This is a genomic window from Candidatus Seongchinamella marina, assembly GCF_026262685.1.
GTDB classification, from domain to species: Bacteria; Pseudomonadota; Gammaproteobacteria; order Pseudomonadales; family Halieaceae; genus Halioglobus; species Halioglobus marinus.
On the sequence record NZ_SHNP01000006.1, the window covers coordinates 151,681 to 168,667 of the forward strand.

At 52.6% G+C, this 16,987-nt stretch carries 12 protein-coding genes; 8 read left to right on the forward strand and 4 right to left on the reverse strand.

The window, feature by feature from the left end; translation table 11 throughout:
- Positions 1–6: 6 nt before the first annotated feature.
- From EYC87_RS16545 to EYC87_RS16580, 8 genes are all read left to right on the forward strand, one after another.
- On the forward strand, positions 7–1,458 hold the full coding sequence (locus EYC87_RS16545; protein ID WP_279253847.1) for a two-component system sensor histidine kinase NtrB: 1,452 nt from the start codon (positions 7–9) through the stop codon (positions 1,456–1,458).
- 135 nt (positions 1,459–1,593) lie between these two features.
- Positions 1,594–1,815, forward strand: coding sequence for a hypothetical protein (locus tag EYC87_RS16550; protein WP_007230182.1), 222 nt, complete (start codon positions 1,594–1,596; stop codon positions 1,813–1,815).
- Positions 1,816–1,891: 76 nt separating this feature from the next.
- Entirely contained in the window at positions 1,892–2,290 is a 399-nt protein-coding gene (locus tag EYC87_RS16555; protein ID WP_279253848.1) for a VOC family protein, read from the forward strand.
- Between the two features lie 216 nt (positions 2,291–2,506).
- Entirely contained in the window at positions 2,507–3,706 is a 1,200-nt protein-coding gene (locus tag EYC87_RS16560) for a CaiB/BaiF CoA transferase family protein (protein WP_279253849.1), read from the forward strand.
- Positions 3,706–4,605 carry a hydroxymethylglutaryl-CoA lyase gene (locus EYC87_RS16565; protein ID WP_279253850.1) on the forward strand — a complete coding sequence of 300 codons (900 nt, stop codon included), beginning with the start codon at positions 3,706–3,708 and terminating at the stop codon, positions 4,603–4,605. The genes EYC87_RS16560 and EYC87_RS16565 overlap by 1 nt, the downstream gene beginning before the upstream one ends.
- Positions 4,606–4,642: 37 nt before the next feature.
- Entirely contained in the window at positions 4,643–6,703 is a 2,061-nt protein-coding gene (locus EYC87_RS16570) for a hydantoinase/oxoprolinase family protein (RefSeq protein WP_279253851.1), read from the forward strand.
- Positions 6,704–6,714: 11 nt separating this feature from the next.
- The gene (locus tag EYC87_RS16575) at positions 6,715–8,586 is read left to right on the forward strand and encodes a hydantoinase B/oxoprolinase family protein (protein ID WP_279253852.1); all 1,872 of its coding nucleotides are present in this window, start codon (positions 6,715–6,717) and stop codon (positions 8,584–8,586) included.
- An 81-nt stretch (positions 8,587–8,667) separates the two neighbouring features.
- Positions 8,668–11,196, forward strand: coding sequence for a TonB-dependent receptor (locus EYC87_RS16580; RefSeq protein WP_279253853.1), 2,529 nt, complete (start codon positions 8,668–8,670; stop codon positions 11,194–11,196).
- 50 nt (positions 11,197–11,246) lie between these two features.
- On the opposite strand, the gene EYC87_RS16585 is transcribed toward EYC87_RS16580, so the two are convergent.
- The 4 genes from EYC87_RS16585 to EYC87_RS16600 all read right to left on the reverse strand — a co-directional run bounded on the left by EYC87_RS16585 (position 11,247) and on the right by EYC87_RS16600 (position 16,924).
- Positions 11,247–13,208, reverse strand: a complete 1,962-nt coding sequence (locus EYC87_RS16585) for a DUF3604 domain-containing protein (protein ID WP_279253854.1) — start codon at positions 13,206–13,208, stop codon at positions 11,247–11,249.
- 128 nt (positions 13,209–13,336) lie between these two features.
- Entirely contained in the window at positions 13,337–14,542 is a 1,206-nt protein-coding gene (locus EYC87_RS16590; RefSeq protein ID WP_007230168.1) for an acyl-CoA dehydrogenase family protein, read from the reverse strand.
- 13 nt (positions 14,543–14,555) lie between these two features.
- Positions 14,556–15,671 (reverse strand): acyl-CoA dehydrogenase family protein, encoded by a 1,116-nt coding sequence (locus tag EYC87_RS16595; RefSeq protein ID WP_279253855.1) that lies wholly within the window; start codon positions 15,669–15,671, stop codon positions 14,556–14,558.
- A gap of 68 nt (positions 15,672–15,739) precedes the next feature.
- Complete coding sequence (locus tag EYC87_RS16600) at positions 15,740–16,924, reverse strand: hydroxymethylglutaryl-CoA reductase (RefSeq protein WP_007230228.1); 1,185 nt, start codon at positions 16,922–16,924, stop codon at positions 15,740–15,742.
- Between the last annotated feature and the right edge of the window lie 63 nt (positions 16,925–16,987).

Sequence of the window (16,987 nt, forward strand, 5' to 3'; positions counted from 1 at the left end):
GTCTGAATGGCAACAACCATAGTAAAAAAGCTACTTGCTTGTCTGCTGATATCCGCCAGCCAACCGGCTTTGGCTGACATTTTTGCAGCATTCCGGTTTGAGGACGGTGACACTAACTGGCAGTACGTGGCAAACACCACGGGCACGGTGCTAATTATTGCCCTGAGCTACACCCTGGTCCGTTTGTTTCTCAATATCCGCAAGGCAGGACGTTATAATCGGGAGCTAGAGGAAATCCGTGGTCAATTGGAAGATCGGGTCCGCACTCGCACCGCAACCCTGGATGAGTCCAATCGTCAGTTAAAGAAAAACCACGCTGTTCTTGAAAGTGAAATTTCCAAGCATCAGGCAACTGCGGAGCGCCTGCAGCAATCAGAGTCCTATATCACCAGCATTATGCAATCCATGCCACTTATGTTGATTGGCCTGGATCGGGAAGGCAGCATTACCCAATGGAACACGCGCGCGGAGGAAGTTAGCGGCCTGCAAGAGCCTGAAGTTCTCGGCAAAAAAATATGGCAAGCCTACCCCTCAATCACAGTCACTCCGGAGCAAATTGATGAGGCGATCACCAACGATTGCACGCTCACAGTCAAACATAGCCAACGAGGCGCATATCACTTTGATATCACGATTTACCCGCTCATAGATCAACCGGAGCCGGGGGTAGTGGTGTTGATCGATGACGTTACCCAGCGAGTGACCGCAGAGAATATGCTGATCGAGAGAGACAAGATGTCATCGATGGGAGAACTTGCCGGTTCTCTGGCACATGACGTCAGTACACCCGTCAATGCAATGCTGATGGATATCCGTGAAGTTCAATCACGCATTGCAAAGCTTGAGTGTGAGACTGCCACAGACCCAGCTCCAATGTTGGAAGACGCACTGTTACGTGGCGAACAGGTATCAAGAGTCATTTCCAATCTACTTGAATTTTCAAGCTTGCAAGCGGGCGAAATGAAACTGGCAGATATTCCTGACGTTGTTGATCATAGTCTGGAACTTGCAACGGCAGCGCTGACCTCTTCCTCCGGGCTGCAATTTCGCGATGTTGACATTGAAACGAGTTACGAGGAGGGATTGCCACCCATTCCCTGCCATGAAACGGAGTTGCAGCAGGTTCTACTCAGCCTGCTTCGGCACTGCGTCAACGCGCTGGGTGAAATAGAGCGAGAGGGCTTTGTGCCCAAGGTGACACTGCAGGTTAGCCAGTTTTACGATGCTCTTTGGTTAAAAGTACAACACAATGGCCGAGGTCTTAGCCTTCAGGAGCAACAGGCGCTGTTTGAGCCGTTCTTTGCTGATTCTCGTGACGTCAGCGGCGATGACTATGACGCCAGCCGTCGCCTGTCGTATCCGTATTTTATTATCACTGAGCAACATCGCGGCCAGTTGGCTGTAACATCAGATATCAACGATGGCACCACATTCCATATAGAATTACAGCTCGCTTAGCCCCCGTTCTGGCTAGTGCTTCTGCTGACATCCTGCGAACTTATCCCAGGAATTTTTTACGGGTCAGGCCAAGCCTTTCGCTGCTTGAACTATAATCCCAAAGGCAACGACCACACAAAACAAGGCCAGCACGATATGAACAGAATCGACAAATTAAAAAACGATGTATACAGCTTTGAAGAGCTGATTACGCTGGAGAAAAACGCTACCCAACTGAGAGACAGCGAAACACTGCGCCTCATCGAGATCAGTCGCGCATCAAAAACCGCAAAAGGAGAGAAGCCAAAGGCTGTCGTCGACGAAGATGGCCGGCCACTTACCCGCAGAGCTCGCCGTGAGGAAAAACGCGACCGTTAGTGCTGGTCATTTCCATGAGACGCTACCAGGGGCGAAAAGCACTCAATCGCTACTCTATATCAGGAGGAGGGGCCGAATGATAACGAAGGTACACCACATCAATATTTTGGTACGAGACCTCCAGCTTGCCGTGTCTCGCTATCAAGCCGCTTTTGCAATTGAGCACTTTGAGTACGGCGATTTACCTGAAAGAGGAGTAAAAACAGCGCGGTTTCGCGCGGGGGAAAGCTGGATCGTGTTGCTTGAGCCAATCGACGCTGAAGGCGTTCCCGCCAGACATCTCGCAGAACACGGTGAAGGCCTGTTTCTGCTCTCTCTGGGAGTCGATTCTATGGATAAGTCACGGTCCCATATCAACAGCAGTGGAGGTGGTGTGATCGATGCATCCGAACGCCTTGGACTTGAGGGCTGGAAAGTACTGGATCTGGATCCAAACACCTTTTCTGGCGCCGTACTTCAGCTGACGGAGGACTAATACCTCAAAGTTTGTGCATTGAAACTTCTGATCCGTCTTGCAGCCCCCCACGTACTCTGAATATAGCTAACTATTGTATTCGCACCCGCGTTCTTTCAAGTCGCTGATTTGCAAAGAAAATTGTAAGCCATATTGAGAGCTGCCATGCTGATGCGGTAGGCAAATCGTCTTTTGGCTGTGATAGCCCAGGCAAACCTACTTCGGAGCCTTCCGACAATGTCCAAACCGCTAGACGGACTTCGTGTTCTGGATCTCACCCATATGCTCTCCGGACCCTATGGCGCGATGATTCTCGCTGACATGGGCGCAGAAACCATCAAAGTCGAGCCATTGCACGGCGAAGGAACGCGCAAATTGCTCGCGAATGATCCGGCCAACTCACTAGACGGCATGGGCGCTTACTTCCTGACACTCAACAGAAACAAACAAAGCGTCGCTATCGATCTAAAAAGCCATGCCGGACGCACCCAGTTCTATCGCCTTGTGGAAAAATCCGACATTGTCATCAGTAATTTCGGTGCTGACGTGCCCGAGCGACTTGGTATTGATTTTGAAGCACTCAGCGCGGTCAACCCTGGCATTATCACCTGCACTATCACCGGGTTTGGATCAGATGGCCCCCAGAGCAAACGTCCTGCCTTTGATCAGGTTGCCCAGGCCACCGGTGGTGGCATGTCCATCACCGGCAGCGACCCTGAGCACCCCGTGCGTGCCGGGATACCGATCGGCGACCTTGGAGGTGGTATGTTTGGCGTGATGGGTGTTTTGGCTGCGCTTTATGAGCGCGAAAAGAGCGGCAAGGGCCAACATGTCGACATCTCCATGCTGGACTGCCAGGTATCGCTGCTGAACTACATGGCCACTATGCACTTCCTGTCGGGAGAAGACCCCTACCCTATTGGCAATTCTCACTTTGTTCACGTGCCCTACAACACTTATCGCTGTCAGGACGGCTTTATTGTTATTGCGGTCATCACCGATAATTTCTGGCAAAACCTGAAGCAGGTGGTCAACTGTGCAGCGTTCGATGACCCGGCGCTGGACGGGCAGCCCGGGAGATGGGCAGACCGTGAAATGATCAATGCGACACTCAGCGATGTCCTGAAGGAGCGGAGCTGTTCCCACTGGCTCACTCTATTGGAGGCGCAGAGGATTCCTTGTGCCCCTGTCAATAATTTTAGCCAGGCGCTCTCCGATCCCCAGGTGCGCCATCGCAACATGGTTGTGGAGTTAGGCCATCCCAATGGCGCCAAAACCCGCGGCCCGGGTAACCCCATCAAACTATCGCGAACCTGCGAGGAATCCTTTGCCCCCGCCCCAACGCTGGGCCAAAACACAGATGAAGTGTTCAGCACGCTTTTGGGCTACAGTGTAGGTGAGATCGATGACCTGCGCAGCAGAGGAGTAATCGCTTGATGAGTGAGTGCATCGTAATCAACGAGGTTGGCCCCAGAGACGGGCTACAGAGCCAGGATAAGCACCTGACCGTGGCGGAAAGAGCATCGCTTATCAAGTCTCTGCTCACTGCGGGCCTGCAGCATATCGAGGCGGGAAGCTTCGTGTCTCCGCGAGCCGTTCCGCAAATGGCAGGTACCGACGAGGTCTTTCATCTCTTGGGACCCGAAAATTCGCCTTACCTAAGCGCCCTGGTCCCCAATATGAAAGGCTACGAGCTAGCCCGCTCTGCCGGCGCATCAACCGTGGCGGTTGTGGTGTCTGCCACTGAGACCATGAACCAGAAAAACATCAACATGAGTTTACAACAAACTCTGGAAACCGCTGCTAACATCATCCGCCGGGGGCGCGCAGAGGGCGCCCGCGTTCAGGCTTATCTTTCCGTTGCCTTTGAGTGCCCGTATGAGGGCAAAGTCGCTGCAGATACCATTCTTTCCCAGGCCCGGCAGCTGGCCGCCTGGGATGCTGACGAAATTGTAATAGCAGATACTATCGGCGCCGCTGACCCCGCATCCGTGCGCAGCCTGCTCAACGCTCTGGTTGCAGAGCACGGCGCCGAAAAAATTGCCTGTCACTTTCACGATACCCGAGCGATGGGTTTAGCCAACACATTTGCAGCGATTGAGAGCGGCGTTCGCCGGTTTGACAGTTCACTAGGCGGACTGGGTGGCTGCCCCTTCGCTCCCGGAGCAAAAGGCAACGTCGCTACAGAAGATGTTGTCATGATGTGCGAACAAATGGGGTTTAAAACCGGAGTTCAAATGCCCTTGCTTTTAGCTGCGGTGAAGATGGTTAGCGAGCTAACTGGCCATACCCAGGGTGGCAGAGCTCATTATTGGCTCAGTAACAATGCGGTCTGAAAGCAAAGAGCACACAAGGCACTAGGAGAATCATATAATGGCATACCGACTAGGCGTAGATGTCGGCGGCACCTTCACCGACTTCCTGTTAATGGATGAGGAGAGCGGCCAGACACATACCGCAAAGGTGCCTTCTACACCCGAAGACTCTTCAATCGGCGTGCTCAATGGCGTTGCACGCATCTGTGACGAATCTGGCATCGATCCTTCGCACATCAAACTGGTAATGCATGGCACTACAGTTGCTACCAATGCCGTGCTCACCGGTAAGGGCGCGGTCGTCGGCCTGGTGACCACAGCGGGCTACGAAGACACATTGCAAGTGGCTCGATCATTCTGCCCCGGCGGTCTTGGCGGTTGGGTCAGCTATATCAAAAAACCATTACTGGCACCGCTTGAGCTCACCATTGGCGCTGGCGGGCGCATTGGGGCAGATGGCGCGGTAGTGCGTGAGCTGGACGAAGACGGGTTAAGACGCGATCTCATCACCCTGCGCGAGAGAAATGCCATACAGGCCTTGACCATCTGCTTTATTAACGCGCACATCAACAACGAGCATGAAGAACGAGCACGAGACATTGCCCGCGAAGTGTTTGTTGACACACCCATCTCAATCTCCAGTGAAGTCGTTCCTGAGATGCAGGAGTACGAGCGCACCGAAACTACGGTAGTCAATTCCTACGTAAGACCGGAAGTAGAACGCTACGTTAATAATTTACGCACGGCGCTCGCATCGCGCATGGGAGAAGATACCCAGCTGTCGATACTGCGGTCCGATGGTGGCTTGGCTTCGGCACGCGCCTCCGCAGAATCACCGGTCAATTTGTTAATGTCCGGTCCCGCGGGTGGCGTAGCGGGCGCTATCTATTTCTGCAGCCGCGCAGGATTTAAGGACATTCTAACGTTCGACATGGGCGGTACGTCTACTGACGTTGCCTTGATTCAGAATTCCCGGGCGCGGGTCCGCAGAGAAACTATTGTAGGCGACGTGCGGGTAAGAGCCCCCTCGGTGGATGTTCGCACCGTCGGTGCGGGTGGCGGCTCTATTGCGTTTGTACCCGAACTTACCAAAGCTCTGCGAGTTGGCCCCGAGTCTGCAGGGGCGGTACCAGGCCCTGCCTGTTACATGAAGGGTGGCGAGCTACCCACCGTCTGTGATGCCAATGTCGTATTGGGATACCTGCCATCGGATGTGCAGCTGGGCGGTAAAATGGAAATCAACCGCGACGCGTCTATGGCCGCGGTACAACAGGTCGCCGACGGCATGGGCATCGGCCTGATGGAAGCCGCAGAAGGCATTATCAAAATAGTGAATGAGTCCATGTTTGGCGCTTTGCGTTTGGTTTCAGTTGAACAGGGCTATGATCCGCGCGATTTTGCCCTGGTGGGTTTTGGCGGTGCTGGTCCATTGCATGCCAATGCGCTGGGAATTCTGACAGACGCATGGCCGGTGATTGTACCTCCAGGCCCAGGCGTACTTTGTGCCTACGGCGACGCCACAACGCAAGTTCAGGACGAAGCAGCCAGAACCTACCTGACGATGGCAGGTGATCTTAGCGATGAAAAACTGAAAACTGATTTAAAAACACTGCAACTGCGTGCGGGAGAATCGCTGGTGCAGGACGGTATACCTATTGAAGATCACGAGGTCACTTATCAGGCTGATCTGCGTTATGCAGGACAGGCATTCCAGATTACTGTTGATTTCACCGAAACAGATTTAAATGAAAAAGGTGCTGCTCTTCTTACTGAGCAGTTCGATGCGGAACACGAGCAGCTGTTTACTTTCAAGCTCGACGATGGCCACGAGATTCTTATGATTCGCGCTGTGGCCAAGGCGCGCACGCAGGCGATTGCTGAACTACGCCGCGCAGAAGCTGGCACTACCCTAGAAGAATGTGTTCTACACCAGAGCAAGTTTTTCTATGAAGGGGCGTGGCACGACGCACTTATCTATGACCGAGACAAGTTACACGAAGGCCTGGAGGTCGCCGGTCCGGCGATTGTCAGTGAAATGGACTCTACAACAGTAGTCCTGCCCGACTATAAAGCAAACGTCGACACTATCGGCAACCTGCTGATCAACCCGATCGTATAAAGGGGATTCCAATGACTGCCAGATTAATTGAAACGAGCACCCAACCCCTAAACGCAGTAGAGGTCGATGGAGTAACGGTCGACATCATCGAAAATGCGCTACGCAACGCGCGTGAAGAGATGGACGCCGTTTTATTCCGAACAGCGATGTCCCCGGGCATTCGCGAGCAGGGTGATTGCTTTCCAATGATCGCCAACAAAGACGGCAAAATGGTAGTGGGACAGTTTGGCTCCTTTATCGGTCCGTTCCTGGATGCTTACGATGAAGAAATTGAAGAAGGCGACATTATTCTTACCAACGATCCCTACATGTGTAACGCTGCAGTTTCACACCTGCCGGACTGGGTCGTGCTGGTGCCAGTGTTCAAGGAGGGCCGCCACATAGCCTGGACAGCCATGTTCGGCCATATGTCAGATAACGGCGGCATGGTGCCCGGTTCTATTCCTATTGAAGCGACGAGCATTTATCAGGAAGGCATTCGGATTCCACCGACCAAACTTTATAAAAAAGGCGTATTGCAAAAAGACCTGCTCGAACTGATTCTGCACAATGTGCGCACACCACAGTGGAACCGGTTTGACCTGAACGCTCTGGTAGCGGCCTGCAACACGGCAGCCAAGCGCTGTGTCGAACTGGCGGAAAGATTCGGTGACGAAGTGCTGGTGTCAACGATGGACATTATGCTGCAGCGTAATCACGCTGCCATGAAGCACATCATCGAAATGTTCATTCCCGAAGAGCCTCGAGAATTTGAGGACTACCTCTGCGATGATGGCATGGGCATGGGCCCGTACAGAATTAAATGTCGCATGTGGCGCGAGGGTTCTACCGCCATTTTTGATTTTGAAGGAACGGACCCGCAGGCGCAAAGCTCGGTTAACTTTTTCCTCAACGAAGACATGTTCAAAATGTTCTTCGGCTCCTTCACGATTAATGTAGTAGACCCCCAGATTGTGTTTAATGATGGCTTCTATGACCTGGTTGATGTGCGAATACCACAGGGCACTCTATTAAAGCCCAATTTCCCTGCCGCATTATCAGGAAGGACCCACGCCCTTGGGCGTATCTTTGACCTGCTTGGTGCGCTACTGGGCATGGGGGCACCGGACCAAATGCTTAATGCAGCCGGTTTCTCAGATTCTCCACATTTGTTCTATTCCGGCTACGATAAAAAAGGCGAATGGTTCCAGCTGTTTCAGATTGGCTTTGGCGGCATCCCAGGGCGCCCGGTTGGCGACGGACCCGACGGCCATTCACTATGGCCGGGGTTTACCAATGTGCCTAACGAATTTATTGAGTCCTATTTCCCTTTACGCATTGAACAATACGCGACTATTCCCGATTCAGGCGGCGCTGGTTTGCACCGCGGCGGCAATGGTTTAAGTGTGGCCTACCGGTTTTTGGCAGACGGCGATATCGGTATTCATGACGAGCGGTGGCTCACCTATCCCTGGGGTGTATTGGGCGGTGAAACAGGCATGCGATCGACCAAGCGCCTGGTTCGCGCGGACGGCACTGAAGAGTGGCTACCCGCTAAAGTAGAAGGAGTCAAAGTGAAGGAAGGCGACATCCTCTACTTTAACACCTGGGGCGGCGGTGGTTGGGGCGATCCCTTTGACCGCGATCCGTCACTGGTATTGCAGGATGTTGATAAGCGCCTGGTGACACGCGAGGGGGCTAAACGCTACGGCGTCGTCATTGCGGATAACGGCACAGTCAACGCTGAAGCGACTGATGCACTGAGAAACGAATTACGCACGGCCCGGCCACCTATCGAGGTGTTTAACAGAGGCGGCACAATCGAAGAACTAAAGGCAAGGTGTCTGGAAGAGACGCATCTGCCACCACCAGTTTCGCCCAGCTTCGTAGGCGGGACAGCGTGATAAAAAATGTTTTGTAAAACCAATGAAATAACAAACTTTAAGCGGTAGAAAAACCAGCAAATATAAATCAGGAGAAATGCCATGCACTTCAACAGAAAACCATTAGTCATAGGGCTGGCGGCAGCTGTCGCTGGATTTACAGTCACCCCAATCGCCATCGCGCAGTCAGAAAGCCTGGCTATCGAGGAGGTGGTAGTCACCGCTCGAAAACGAACAGAGAACCTGCAAGAAGTTCCGATTGCGATCAGTGCCATTGGCGAAACGACAATAGAACGGGCCGGTATTGAAAGGGCATCTGACTATATTAGTTTGATCCCCAACGTCACCATTGTCGACGCCGCCAACGTGGGTGATACCCAGGTCAGCATTCGAGGAGTGGTATCAACCCGAGACGCGGAATCCACTTTTGCCTATATCGTCGATGGCGTACTGAGCACTAACCCCAACAGCTTTAATGAAGAGCTGTTCGATGTTCAGCAAATAGAAGTGCTCAAGGGTCCTCAGGGGGCACTGTATGGTCGTAACGCTGTCGCCGGGGCAATACTTGTAACCACCAAGGAACCGACCAATGAATTTGAGGCGAAGGTAGGTGGCGGCATTGCCAACAATAACGCCTACAAAGTAAACGCCATGGTGAGCGGTCCGATTGTAGAAGACACTCTTCTTGGCCGCTTTTCTATCAGCACGCGCGAGACCGATGGTTTTTACAAAAACATTTTCACCGGGGAAGACGACTCAGTGGATTATCTTGAGGACACCAGCGCCCGCGGACGTTTGATCTGGAATGTTAGCGAAGACATGTCCCTGGATTTTCGGGCGGGCTATTCGGAAGTGAAGGGCGGAGCCATTAACTTTAATGCCGCCTTTGCCATCCCTGCTTTCGAACAGAATTTCGGCGCGCCGGGCTTTTTCCAGGATGTGAATGACCTGGACTTCCGCTACACCTTTAATGTCCCTGGCGAAAACGAGCAGGAAACACTCGATTTTGCAGTAAAGATGGACTGGGACCTGGGCTTCGCGGACCTGGTGGCCAATATCGCCTACAACAACCTAGAGGAATATTTGCTCTCTGACGGAACCAGCGCTACTTTTTATGGTTATGAATTGACAGGCGCGTGCCAGGCTGACCGACAAACCCTGAACAGCTTCAGCAGGCCCGACTTGTTTGGTCCATTCTTTAACCCTTATGGCGTGCTGCCCCCCGGTGAAGAAAACGATTTCTCAGGCGTTTACGGCCCTTACACACCCACTTCCTGCGATGGTTATCAGTACCAGGAGCGCAACCAGGAAGACCTCAGCTTTGATGCTCGACTGGTTTCACCCGGGGATCAGGCGTTACGCTGGATTGGCGGCATCTATCTCGCTGAGATTGAACGTGAGGTCGTGGTTGGTTATGGCGCCGATACGGGCAATGGCTTTAACAGGACCCCTTATGTCCCGGCGGACGGTCCTAATCCTACTGACTTATTATTCTGGGATGACTTCGACACCACCGTCTACGCGGTCTATGGCCAAATTGAATTTGACCTGACTGACACGCTGGAAATAGCGCTGGCCGGTCGCTATGACCGAGAGGAAAGAGAGGTTACCAATAAGGTACCAAACGTTTCCAACTCCGGACTTAATATTAACTTGCTAGACGATAACTTCCAGCCAACGCCTATTAACCCTGCATTCAACAGCAACCCTAATGGGATTCCGAAGCGGGACGATACCTACAGCCAGTTCCAGCCCAAGCTAACCCTGAACTGGGCGGCTACTGACAACATGAATATTTACGGCAGCTACGGCGTTGGATTCCGCAGTGGCGGCTTTAACTCTGTAGGCACTGAGGATCTGCTTAACTTCTGGTTCAATGCTGGCTACGGCGGAGCGGGCGAGGCTGTGAATGCACAGATCAATGTCACGGATGACTATGACAAAGAAGTCTCCGAAGCCTTTGAAGTTGGCATGAAATCTGAGTTTATGGATCGCAGGCTGCGGTTGAATGCAGCGCTGTTTCGCACCGACGTAGAAGATAATCAGTTCTTCGAATTCTTCGCCGGCCCCTTTGGCTTGCTTCGCTCGGTCACCACCATCGATGAGATGTATATCCAGGGATTCGAAGCCGATATCACCTTTATCGCCACCGAAGGCCTGACATTCTATGGCGGCGTAGGGCTGATGGACTCGGAGATAGAAAAGAACAAGAACCGACCATTGTCCCAAGGTAATGATGTTCCGCAGGCTCCAGAGACAACCGGTAATCTTGGTGCAGAATGGGTAATTGCCTTATCCACTAATATTAACCTGGTCAGCCGGCTCGACTGGAGCTACGTCGGAGAGACCTGGTTCCACACTCTACAGGGCGAACAGACCCCGACGATCTGGAATGCATTTTTTGGTCCGGGTAACAATCAGGACTTCTCCAAGTCGTCTCGAGACGCCTACGACACGCTTGACCTGCGCATAGGTTTGGAAGCGGATAACTGGAGAGTGACTGCCTGGGGACGCAACATTACCGATGAAAAATACCTCGAGGAAGTGATTCCGGCACCAGAGTTTGGTGGCAGCTTTAATCACCAATCAGCCCAGCGCTCTTACGGGCTGGATTTTTCTTACCTCTTCTAAACTTGATCCTTCCTATAAGCCGCCGGTATTCACTGGCGGCTTTTTTTGCCCTAGTCATTATCTTCCCTGGCACTCGCGAGCTCAGGTGAGTACCAAATTGGTGATGTGTAAGCTCGCTCCTGAATAGTAGCGGGTCCCTCGTATGGCGTATCGACGCCGAGGGCAGTAGCATCCAGTTGAGAGTGTCGCACCGTCGGTATCTGCAATACACGCAAATAGTAGAGCGAGCTTTGGCCAGCATCGAACTCCGGATCGATCCATAAAGCACTTAGCTGCGCGGCACCGATATTATTGGCCGTTTTCCCCGTTTTGATGTTCGCACTATTACCCACTGCTGGCAGTTTTCCGTCCAACTGCAGGGCTCGCTCACCAGACACACTTTCCGACCAGGCTACGTTGAAGATTTTTTCTTCTGCCCGTCCATCATTATTCAGCCAAAGTTTAATGACCTGAATTCTGTCAAGATTGTGATCCAGAGCTCCCTTGGTAGCCGCCACTAAAAACCGCGGCGCTGCTCCAGTGGGTGCACTGGCTAACTCCCCACCCATCGGCACCCCTCCCGCATAACCCACTGCGGCCAGGTCTGCAGCCTGAATATCTTCTTGTTGATAGCCCCAACCGCCAAAAAACCGCACGCCTATGCGTGGACCTGTGGTGGCGTATGTCTCGCGGCGCTTCATCGCGGCAATAATGGCTTCGCGGCTGTTATCCTCACTCCATACTGCAGCCAAGCCTGATGCTGACATCGTCCAACCGTTGGTGCTGGTTTTGCCGTTGGCATAGTCCCCGGAATCAGGTCCACGCTTGTTAACGGGAATGGAATCAGTAGGCATCTTGCCCCAAAAGTTAGGCTCCTCCGCTGAAGCCAGACTGGTATGGGCATCGGTGGAGCCAATCATGCCAAGCTTGAATGGATTAACGCCGGTATCTTTTTCCAGCTCTATGCCATTTTTTAAAGCCGAGCGCACAGTATCGCCTTTCTGCACCTGATAGGTTTGGCCGGGATTGATGCCTTGAATGTAAAAACGATAGCGCTCGAAATTCGCAAACTCATCATCTGGCGCTAAATCGGGATGGGTTTCGCTATCACCTTTAATTTGTGTAGCTTCGACCAGCGGCTCCCAACGCGACCGCTTGCTCGCGTATTCAGCCGTAATCGGCTCTCCTGCAACAGTGGTCTTGGAAAACATATAACCTTTAGAAATATTGGAATTATGGGGAATCGCAATAAAGTTGGCGCCAACGCTCGCCGACAAAGCCGCCAATTGATCCCACAGTTGCTCTGGATACGGAGCTACGTCAGCGCCAATCGGAGAAAAACTGCTGGCAGTTTTGCCATCGGTATCAGACAGTACAACCCGATGTAAATTGGCACCGCTAGCGGTCTGTGACCACTCCCAACCAACCAATGTAGTAAAACTTCCAGGCTGGTTATAACGATCTGCCACTTCCATCGAGCGAGTCCACTGAGACGCAATAATTCGCGCTGCACTGTCCTTGCTGACCAGGCCCACGCTCTCAAGCCCCTTTCCATTACCCGACTCATTCGCAGTGGCGATTGGATCCCGACTGTCTCCCGGCTGAATATCGTTAGTTGGTATCATCTCCCTGAAAGTCTCAACACCCTTTCTTGGATCGGAGATGAAATAGCGAATTGACTCCACATAAAAGAAAGACTTCAATTTTTCAAACAGGCCAGCTTCCGGTTGCTCAGCGCGACCGCCCATCACCTCCGGGAAAACACCTAGGTATTCAGCATGGTCAGCGACAGCAAGAAAATCCAGCGGTTGATTAATTTGCACTCGGTTACCGGCATAGGGATGAATGACTGGCTCACCTCTGGCATAACGATAGGCCACGTCAGGGCCGGCGGTACGGTTGCCCGCCATAAAGGCATCGGGTGAATTGGCGGTATGAAGGTGTGTGTCGCCCCATAAAAGCTTAGTCTCTGCCAGTGCGCCAGTGCTTGGCAGCAGCGCGATCACGGCAAAGAAATAGTTGTATTTTTTCATGAATCGCCTTTTTATACTTTTACTCGAAACGCCAAGTGCGCGGAGCAGGGTAGCATTAAAACGCTAGTATCTGCTGAAGCTGCCAATAGCGCGAGAGCCACTTGCCGATGGCAAGCAGTTCAGTCGTTCTACTTCAGTTCACTGGATGACTTTCCCAATATTCGTCGAGCAACAATAAGCTGCTGTATCTGTTGAGTACCTTCAAAGATATCGATGATTTTGGAGTCGCGTGCAAATTTTTCCAACAAGCGAGATTCGCTATAACCCAGGCTCTGGCAAAGTTCCACACAGCGCAAGGTAACCCGGTTGCCCATGCGACCAGCCTTGGCTTTACACATGGATGCTTCCTTTGAGTTTGGTTGCTTGTTATCTGCCATCCAGGCTGCCTTGAGTGTAAGCAGGCGAGCACCCTCCCACTCAGCCTCCAACCGATATAGCTCTGCCTCAACGGCACTGACATTGCAGGGCTTGCGGTTATAGTCTGGAGAAACACCCTCTTCAGTCAGTAGTTCACTGGCTAGGTCAAGTGCGGCTCTGCCAACACCCAAAGCCATCGCTGCGACAGGAGGTCGGGTATTATCGAAAGTCTGCATCACCCCACCAAACGCCTTTTTGCGACCTTCAGCATCGGCGGCAAGCTCAGCGCTACCGAGAATGTTGTCGGCTGGAATACGGCAATCGCTAAATGTAATGGCAGCAGTGTCCGAAGCGCGAATGCCCATTTTGCGTTCCAGTCGCGTAACCTCGCAACCGGGCGTCCCCTTCTCCACAATAAAGGACTTGATTGCAGCCTTACCCAGTGATTTATCCAGCGTTGCCCACACCACCAAGGTGTCTGCCCACTGGCCAGAGGTCACATAAATTTTCTCTCCATTGAGTACCCACTCGTCACCATCGCGCACGGCCGTGGTGGCAATATTGGCGGAGTCGGATCCAGTTCCCGGCTCAGTAATACACATGGCGGCGTAGCTGGTGCCGTATTTTTCTCGCTGGGCCAAGGTACCGACGGCCTGTATGGCTGCATTGCCCAGCCCATTAGCGGGCATTCCCAGAAACAGACCTAAATCGCCCCAGGCTAATGCCTGCAGACCAATAACCGCTGCCATATTACCGCCATTCACTACCGCGCTACTTTCTGCAGCACTGGCACCCCCTGTCGAAGAGCCTGCGCTTCGCCCACCCGCCAGTAGTTTGACGACTTCATCCATCTCCGTCGGATAAGTGTGCTCTTCCTTGTCATATTTGCGCGAATAGGGCCGCATCATATGCTCGGCAAGCAGCATTGCGTTGTTGAATGTTTCCTGGTGCTTGTCGGATATTTCAAGTTGTATCATAGTCGTTGTCTCTTCAGGCGCTGGCAACGCCATCCAGAATGGCGATAGCTCGCAAATTGCGATACCACATTTCAACCGGATGCTCTCGGCAAAAGCCGTGACCGCCCAATAGCTGCACACCATCCGTGCCAATTTTCATCGCATGCTCTCCGCAGGCCACATGTGCAAGATAGGTTGGTCGGTGGAACTCCAGTCCCTGTTCAGCCAAAGACGCTGCTCGCCATACCATCAACCGCATGGCTTCTAACTCGGTGGCCATGTCTGCCACCATGAAAGCGACTGACTGGCGATTGCTGATGGGTTCTCCAAAGGCGACACGCTCATTGACGTAATCTTTAACGTAGTCCAGAACAGCCTGACAAGTGCCTACGGCCAGGGCTCCAATGCCAAGACGGGACAAGTCGATAAAGCGCTGGAGATCAAATTCATCGTGTCCAAGGCGAGCCTCCAACGGTAGCCGAACATTAGTAAATTCAATAGTCGCCAACTGCAGAGTGCGCAAACCCATGTTCGACTCTTCAGTGCGAGTCATTCCCTGTGGCGTACCCTCAACAATAAATGCTGCATTGCCCTGCCCTTTCAGTCGAGCAATAACCAGCGTTAGTTGAGCATCCATACCCAGAGGGACCATGCACTTAATGCCATTGAGTACATAGCCCTGTTCTTCCTCTATGGCGTTGCAATGAAGCTCCGTGGGATCAAACATTGCCCGGGGTTCCATCAGCGCAGTAGTCGCGGCAACAAATGTACCTTCGCAGAAAAGTGGCAGATATTGTTCGCGCTGTGCATCGTTCCCCTGGTCAATCAAGGTATTCACAAATGCTTGAGGACTGACCGCGCCCAGTGCGAGTCCCAGATCACCCTTAGCAAGGTCCTCAATATTAAGCACACTGGAGACTGGCGATCGCTCCATGCCGGCCCCGCCCAATGCTTCTGGAATCGATAACAACGCTAGTCCGAGCTCGGCCGTTTTATCATAGAACCCCATTGGGGGCGCACCCGCCTCGTCACTAGACCTGGCGATACTGCGAATTTCAGAATCGGCGAAACGCTGCATGGATTCATGACTCATACGCTGATCATCAGTGCGGGTGAGATCGAATAATCTATCCGGGTGGCTGCTACTCATCGTGTTGAACTCTTTATTCAATTTGCTATGAACTTTCTATTAATCTACTGATGTCTGTCGAGACAGCACTATCGATTACGACCCAGTTTTTCGTGGGCATCTACCCACTCGTTAGTACCCGTGGCCTTATCCGTTCGCGCTGCAGATACCAGCGACAGCTCTCCCGCCACCACCAGGCCGGCTGCAATCTCTATTAATTTGTAGGCTTTGTCCTGACCATAGCAGTCCATCAACTCCAAACACTCACGCTGGGTCGCAAGACCAGTACCGCCACCATAGGTCGCCATAATCAAGGCCGGCAAGGTGATGGAGTAGTACAAATCTCCTGTCTTGGTCACGTAACTGTAAACACTGCACTGATTTGCCTCTCCTATATTGGCCATGTCCTGGCCAGTCGCCATGTAGAGAGCGGCCAGGCCATTCGCCGGATGCGCTGCGTTATTGGAAGCGCCCGTCAAAAAGGCGGCTAGCGTGTTAATGCCGGTGCTGTTGCGAAGGTTTTCCGGTGTGGTGCGCAGCACGTCAGCAAGCACCTGTCGCGGAATGGTGATCTCCGCCGTCACTTTACGGCCACGGCCCTTCAGGGAGTTAACAAAAGAAGTTTTCTTTTCTGTATCCATGCCACCGGAAAGGCCATAAGTACGCAGCTTTGGATAGTTAGCCCTTATCCATTCGCAAGCAACAAAAGTCGCGCCACCGGTCATGTTCTGCCCCGCGGCGTCGCCGGTGCTGTAATCAAAGCGAGTGTAGACCATGTTGTGTACCGGGTACTGTTCAATTTCCAGAAGCTTACCCACCGAAGTCGTTGACTCAGCCTGTGCCCTGATCACGTCGATGCTGTCGACCAGCCAATGACAAAACTCGCGAGCGTCACGCGCATCCTTGAAAAAGAACACGGGAGCTCGCTGCATGGCTTCACTCATTACAGTAGTTGTGACTCCGCCGCTTTCGCGGATAACCCGCATGCCTCGGTTATAGCTTGCGATAAGAGTTCCTTCGATCGTGGCCATAGGCACATAGAATTCACCCTGGGCGTGCTCACCGTTAACCAGTAACGGGCCGGCAACACCAATAGGTACCTGTGCAACGCCAAACAGCTGCTCGCAATTACCTTCCATGGTTTCCGGGTCAAAACTAAACTGCTTGGTGTGATTCAAGCTCGCCCCGGACTTTTCTTCCAGAAAATGCTGGCGCTCGGTGATGATTTCACTGGTGTAGTCGTTTTCCTGACTGCGGGGTATCTTTGCACTCATTGTCGGCTCTCTTTTAACTTCTCTACTGGGGTATACGCTGCACGCAATGAATCAATCGCTACT